This window comes from Streptococcus cristatus (assembly GCF_001578775.1).
GTDB lineage: Bacteria > Bacillota > Bacilli > Lactobacillales > Streptococcaceae > Streptococcus > Streptococcus cristatus_A.
This window is the reverse complement of sequence record NZ_KQ969062.1, coordinates 116,964-123,737: the sequence shown is the minus strand read 5'-3', so window position 1 is coordinate 123,737 and position 6,774 is coordinate 116,964. Positions and strand designations below refer to the sequence as shown.

Here is a 6,774-nt window from a genome sequence, read left to right as displayed (position 1 = left end):
AAAAGTGGCAAGCTGCATGACTAGAAGTTGCAACTGCTCCAAGACTAGATTTCTTGGGCCGATATAGCCCACCGGCCCATGGCTGAGATTGGCCGGAATGGGCATATCTGGAATCTTTTTATGACGGCTATAAAGCGCATAGCCCTCTTCTTCCAGGGCGTCTTTCTTGCCACTTCGCTCCTCTTGCCCATAGGTCAGCTGGTAGCTGGTGGGAACCTTGCCCAGACCTAAGCGGTAGTAAAGAAAGTCAAAATGGAGTGATGTCTTTTCATAGATCCGGTGGCTGTAGCTTTCGACCAGATCGGTCAGCTCTAGAATATTGGGAAAATGGTAATGCATGCCTTCCTTTTGTTCCCGCTCGAGCTTGGTCAGCTCCATCGCCTTGTCTTTCAGATAGAGATGGTAGAGATGGATCCGCTCCTCTTTGTCCGCCTTGTACTTTTTGCGGTTCTTGATGAAGCCTCGGACCGAGAAGACAATGCTGGCGGCCGACATGGCCATGGTGGCCAGGATATAGATCCCCCGCGGCTGGATGAGAGTGATCAGCACCACCACCCCAATCATGAGCAGGGGCGGCACGATCAGTTTTAAGAGCTCGTCTGTTGGTTTATTAGGCTCTGCCCCCGGCGGGTTGAGCAGGATCTTGTCCTCACTCCCCCGGTAGATAATCCGAGGAGACCGGTGGTAGGGATTTTATTCTTTTTTGGAAAATAGCAGAGCTGAACCCTTACGAACTCAGAATAAAATTTTCAAAGGACTAGTCAGGAAAAATTTCCTTGTCCCATTATACCATAATCCGCATGTATATCCGGGAGAGGAATGAAAAATTGATATAGAAAAACCACCTGAATAAAAATTCAGGTGGGAGATACTACGGAAGTTCTTTATAAATGGATGCATCGTAAATTTTCTGTTGGATGCGTTGGCTCTCCGTATGTTTCTGCGGAGAAATGCTATACATATCATTGGACTGAATCGATCCTGCTAAATCCGTATCCATGTTTTGAAAAGCTTGTGCTATATTGTTCATGAATAAATCCAATGAATCAACGGTTTCGACTAAGTTTTCCATACAAGTTTTCGCAAGACCTGCACAGGATTCTAAACTGTCTGTCACAGGGGCTTCAATGATACTTTTCATCCCTTGAGAAATTTCTTCAGTCGAAGCATTGATACTAGCCTTGATGCTTTGAATCCGCATGGGTTGGATGCGTTTAATTGCCATTGCTTTCCTCCTCATCTGTTTTTAGGACACTGATAAATTCTTCATAGGAATTCACCACATGGTCCTGGCCGTCTTTGGTCACACTTCCGTAAACTGTCAGGTTGTCAAACAGTTGTCTATCTTTCGGAATCAAGAGATTGTAAATATTAGACTGCAGCTTAAAATCCGTCTCATTGCTTAACAGATAGAGCTGACCTCCCTGTTTGGTCATCAGCTCATAAGCCTTGGGATACTCTTCCTTCAAACGCCAGTCCGAAGATTGTTTAATAACAGAATTCGGTAAAGAAATAGAAGAGAATATATTATTAATTGGTTCTTCATAATATTTTTCAAGACTAGTGGAAGTCCTAAAAATACTAGTATCTCTAGTATCTTTAGGAACATCTATACCTTGCGGAACATCTTCTATTTTGCCAGTTGCCAGATTAAATAAGACAATGCGCCCACTCCCCCCTCCAACCTTTTCTAAGTTGATTGTCCGATATTCTTGGTTGCTATAACTAAAAAATGCTGTATAACTGGAATAAGGTACATAGCTGTCATCATATTCCCGAATCGCCTCAAGCAAATCATATTCCTTACGGGTTAGCTGGTCCGTACTGACATCGTAGACCTGTATCTTCCAAAACTCTCCCCAGCTCAAATCTTTTAAGTTAAAATCTGGGTCATGAAAGGGATGGATAAATTGATAACTTTCGGTTGATAAATATCTTTTTCCATAAACTGCTGCACCAAATCCTCTTGGAACACTATCATCACTTTTGTTTTCTGTGCTTTTCTCTGTTTTCGTTGATTCCCATGAAATAACCAACGCTTGTTTGTTTTCAATAAACTCATAAGTATGAGGCTGAATTTCAACCATCATTTCTTTATAGCGTCCATAAGTCAAGTATTGATAAGCATCATAAGCTCCAATTAAAGCTAATAGACCTAAAAGGAAGACTGATACTATGATCCACTTTTTCTTCATGTGCTTTCCTCCTTATTTATATCGACTGTCTATATAATGCTTATATTCTTCAGTCCCAGTCGCACCGTAGTTAGGGGCATTTATCGGAAGCCGCTCTAAAACTGTCTGAAATTCCGTAATTTGACGATTGCTCATATCTGTCAATGAAAGGCTGGAATTCTTATCTCCCAATAAATAGGATTGAACTTTCGATGAAATATGAAGTCCATTTTCATTTCCATTTATTTTATTTATTGTGTCCTTAATAATTTGTCGAGTACTGCCTGTATCAGTTAATTCAAATCCCTCTGCTGTCCGGGCATAGTCGACATAAGGAACAATCCCTTGATTATCCATTTCCTTTAAAATAAGAGTGGATTTGAAGTCATGCCGCATCAGAGAAGAAACATTGACAATCTTTCCATCAGAAAGCTCCTGCCCTAAGCCAGCGCCCCCCTTATCTAAAAATTTGTCAATAAACTGAAGACGAATTTTATCCTCTTCATTTTGAATAACGTTTAGCTGATTTTTGTATGCCATGTAATTTTCAAGGGATTCAATCGGCAATGAGACCCCAAAGACATACGAACCCGTTCCTGTAAAGCCGCCTTTGAGAGTCTTGCCTCCAACCGTCATATCCTTATCCACAAAAGAACCAAACTGGTCGGCAAACTTAGCGTTATCATTAGTTGCCAAACCATCTATAGCCATGACTAAAGGAACTACTTGTGGCGCAAAAACTGTCAATGCTGAATAACCGACGCCCTTAGCCAAACTAACAGCCAAATCTTCCCGTGCTTTTTTCCGAGACTCCGCGAGTTCTCCTAAACGGGTTTGTTTATCCCAAGAATCTGCACCATCGTAAGTTGAGAAAATTTGAGTAACATAATTCTTTCTCTCCTTACTAGTGTGATCACCTACAGGGTAAGTCATCCCATAGGCATTAGACTCTGTGGTCATTTTTCGTTTGATGATATCCGCATTAAGCCCAATCGTTGCACTGTTTTTATCCAAGTTAGTAATCGAAAGCGCAGTCGTCGTATCTGTTGTATACAAACGCGAGTTTTTATGTAAGCTTCCTTTCGTTGTTCGCACTGTCCCAATCTCCAGCATATAAAGAGATTCCATCAGGCCAACAAACTTATCCGATAAATCTACATAAGCGCTGTATTTAGACATCTGTTCGCTATTTAAGTTACCGTTCTTCTGGTATTCCTTATCCATAGCTTCAGTAGTCGTATCCCCCATTTTAAGTCCAGCCTGCTGAAAACCTTTCAGAAACGGCGCATTGGCAGAGAAATCACGCTTGCCCATCGCATCAAGCAGACGATTGAGAGTAGCTGCATCATCAGTTTGAATCCACTCCATCATCTGCTGCGCTCCGATCAGATACAGCCCTTCACTCAAAGTTTCCGGCTTCTCCTTTAACATCTCCTCTGGTTGCTTACTGAGGATAGCACCTAAGGCACGCCCATCCGCTTCCGTCTGGAGACTATCGAAATAGCCTATCTTACTCTTTCTAAAACTACCGTTCTTGATTCCTTCCAAAATGCTGGTAGCAGGTATACTACAAACTGCGCGAGCGCTATTAATTTGAGTCAGTAGTATCTGTAACTCTGCTTCTACCTCCGTCACACGCTGAGCTAGTGTGTCATGAGCTTCCTGCAAGGCGTTATGGGTTTTTCTACGCGCTGCTGCAGCTTCAGATAGTTGATCTCCCGCAGTGACTTTGATAGAAGTCAAGTCTTCTGATGCAATACCCAATTTATTTGTCGCATCGTCCAACAGGGTTTGAAGTTTATTTGCTTTTTCTTCTACCTCCTCATATTGTTCAGAACCGATACCATTCAGTTTTTGATATACAGTATCATTCCCTGATTGCTGTGTCCAGGCTTTCTTTTGAAAACCAGCACCCGTCGCACTGTTTTCAAAATACGATAAAGCTGTAGAAAAGTGGGTAATTGTAGTGGGAAAATTATGAAATACTTGCGTCTGTAATGTATTTAGACGTTCAAAGAAAGCATTGATAGCCTCTCCTGTATCTTCCTCACCACCTGACTTACCCGCCTTATCATTAAACTCTCGCATTGTCTGCTTTGAAGCTTCATCTACATTCTTAGAAAATTCCTGTACAGCTGAGCTATAGCGATTTATCGCCGGTAAATCATGTACTTTGATAATATCACTCATCCCTTAAGCCTCCTTAGTCATACTTTTAGACATCTCCAATATAGTGATTGCAGTGCCTATTGCCAACTTCTGACCCTCTAATTCAACAATTTTTAGACTCAGTTTCCTTACAACTTCATCTTTCTTTTCAGAAAGACTTCGCTCCGCCTGTTTTATAATATCTTCTTCATTATTGGTTTCATTCAAATAAGGAGTTCCAGCTAAATGATACGTTGCTTTAATATGTTCATGACTCTTCAAGACATATTCTATATCAGTCGAAAAGGCTGTGAGTGCATTTAGACATGCTGTTAATTCACTGATTTTACCATTTAAAACAATAAGCTCTCCTCGCTTTGCATTTATCTGGGCTTGAATTGCCGCTTTTCCCATTTCTTATTTTCCTCCTATAACATCATCACTTTGATATTATGTACGATACTATCCGCAATGTAATAATGAGCTTGTTCTTCTAAGTGACCTTCTTTTGGTGGACGATTGTTCACAGAGAGAATGCTTTGATCTGCTACACGAACACCTAACAAACCTTGTTTAAAGGTTCTGGCTATTTTTGAAGCTGCATCAATCCTATTATTTAGCAGTGGGTCACTCATCACAATTGAACCATAGCCACTCCGTAAGCCCCGATCTAAAACACGGGCTAAACTGTCAATTGCATCCTGCTCCAACTCTCCGACCAACTCACGCATATTATAAACAACTAAAGTTGCAACATGTTCCTGCTCTTTCTGTTCCAAGCGTTCTTGGATGCGTTTCTCCAAACTACCCAAACCTTTCAGATAGTCTTTGGAATCTGCAATCATGGTCACCCCATCCATAGCCGGTATCCGGTGATACTGTGGTGCAAGAACGATGACCTTCTGCTGGCTTCTTGAGATCTGCTCCAGAAACTCGGTCATCTGCTCTTCCTTCTCATTCAGGTAAAGCAGATTTCCCTTAGCTAGATTCCATGTGACAGCTTCCACGGTTTCCATATCAAGACCCAATGGCAGGAGCCCCTTGTCATAAGCTTCTTTGACCGTCTTACGATTGTAAAAGTCATACTGGGTCAACTCTTCCGGCACCATCGGGATAGCCTGCGGTGTCTCACCGGTCCAGGCTTCGTTTAATTCTTGAACCCGATTCCGCAGATTGTTAATGACCTGGATGTCATTGTCTCCCGCGACTGGCAGGGCCAGCTGGACGCTGTTGAGGGCTTCGCGCTGCATCAACGCCCGACCCTTAATGTCTTCCATCAGTTTAACCAAGGGGTCACTGCTGCTGCCCACGATGGTCTTGGCTTCGCTCAAATCATTCTGCTTGAGGGTGAGTTGATGCTTGAAGTTAGAATAGAGTGTCACCCGGATATTGTTCTGCCGACTAGCCGTCATAATGACATGGATGCCCAAACTCAGACCTTCCCGTGACAGCTTGACCAGAAGCTGGAAGACAGATTCGCCAAAGGGTTCTTCCTTGACAGATTCAAAACTATCCAGCAGGACTACAATGGTCGGCTCTTCTTTCCCGCTGGCTTCCCGGTAGAGGGCAATGGTGCCGACACCGTATTCCGACAGGAGTTTCTTCCGGCGGTTGAGCTCGCTCTCCATGATCCGCACAAACTTAGCCACCTTCTCACTTTGGTCAAGAAGAAGCGTGTCCGCCACATGGGGCAGGTTGGCGAGAGGCGCTAAGCCATTGGTCCCAAAGTCCAGCAGATAAAGGGTCAAGTCCTTTGGAGAATGCTTTCTGGCCAAATCCATAGCCGTACTCTGGAGGAAAGTCGTCTTCCCGGTCCCCGGACTGCCGTAGAGTAAGACGTTGCCGTCGCGGGTCAAATTGATGGACGCCACTTCCTGAGCCTGCTGCTGCGGCATGTCGGCCATACCTAAAAGCAAGTTCAGGTCAGATGGCTCCTTGGCCCATTCGTTTTGGAAGTTGATGGGCTCTAATTCTTCCAAGGTGATGCGCTCGCGGAGCGGCGGCAGCCATGGCTGGGGCACTGGCGCAATGCGCTGGCTCTCGGTCAGAAGCTTAATGTTCTGGACAATAGCGTCTAATTCCGTCGGAACTTCCTTGATCTCATCCGCCTCTTCTAAGCCGGATAGGTCTTCATTCAAGATTTCATATTGGCCCAATTCATTGATTAAATAAATTGTATGGTCCTCAATGCCCATATCATCCTTGTCCGGCTGGTAATCCGCCCCCGACCAGGCTGACTGGAAGAGTTCATAGACTTCATTGTTACCGACTTGCAGATAAGCTCTTCCTGTCTGAGTGATCTCTGCCGCATCTGGCGTATGAAGCATTTCCATAGAGTCGCCTCGATCGGCTACCTTAAGCGCCAACTTAAAGCGGGAGTTAGACCAGATCTGGTCATCGACCACCCCGGATGGTTTCTGGGTGGCGAGGATCAGGTGAATCCCGAGCGAGC

The 6,774-nt window shown here is 43.9% G+C and carries 5 protein-coding genes and 1 pseudogene; all 6 read right to left on the bottom strand.

The features are described from left to right. A pseudogene (locus SCRDD08_RS00595) lies at nt 1-687 on the bottom strand (type VII secretion protein EssC); the annotation flags it as partial. A 184-nt stretch (nt 688-871) separates the two neighbouring features. After that, nucleotides 872-1,225, bottom strand: a complete 354-nt coding sequence (locus SCRDD08_RS00590) for a hypothetical protein (RefSeq protein ID WP_061421982.1) — start codon at nt 1,223-1,225, stop codon at nt 872-874. Next, entirely contained in the window at nt 1,215-2,195 is a 981-nt protein-coding gene (locus tag SCRDD08_RS00585; protein WP_061421981.1) for a hypothetical protein, read from the bottom strand. The genes SCRDD08_RS00590 and SCRDD08_RS00585 overlap by 11 nt, the downstream gene beginning before the upstream one ends. A gap of 12 nt (nt 2,196-2,207) precedes the next feature. Next, complete coding sequence (locus SCRDD08_RS00580; protein WP_061421980.1) at nt 2,208-4,364, bottom strand: hypothetical protein; 2,157 nt, start codon at nt 4,362-4,364, stop codon at nt 2,208-2,210. A 3-nt stretch (nt 4,365-4,367) separates the two neighbouring features. Beyond that, entirely contained in the window at nt 4,368-4,736 is a 369-nt protein-coding gene (locus tag SCRDD08_RS00575; protein ID WP_061421979.1) for a hypothetical protein, read from the bottom strand. Between the two features lie 14 nt (nt 4,737-4,750). Further along, nucleotides 4,751-6,774: FtsK/SpoIIIE domain-containing protein (locus tag SCRDD08_RS00570; protein WP_081104234.1), on the bottom strand; the 2,024-nt coding region annotated here is incomplete at its 5' end.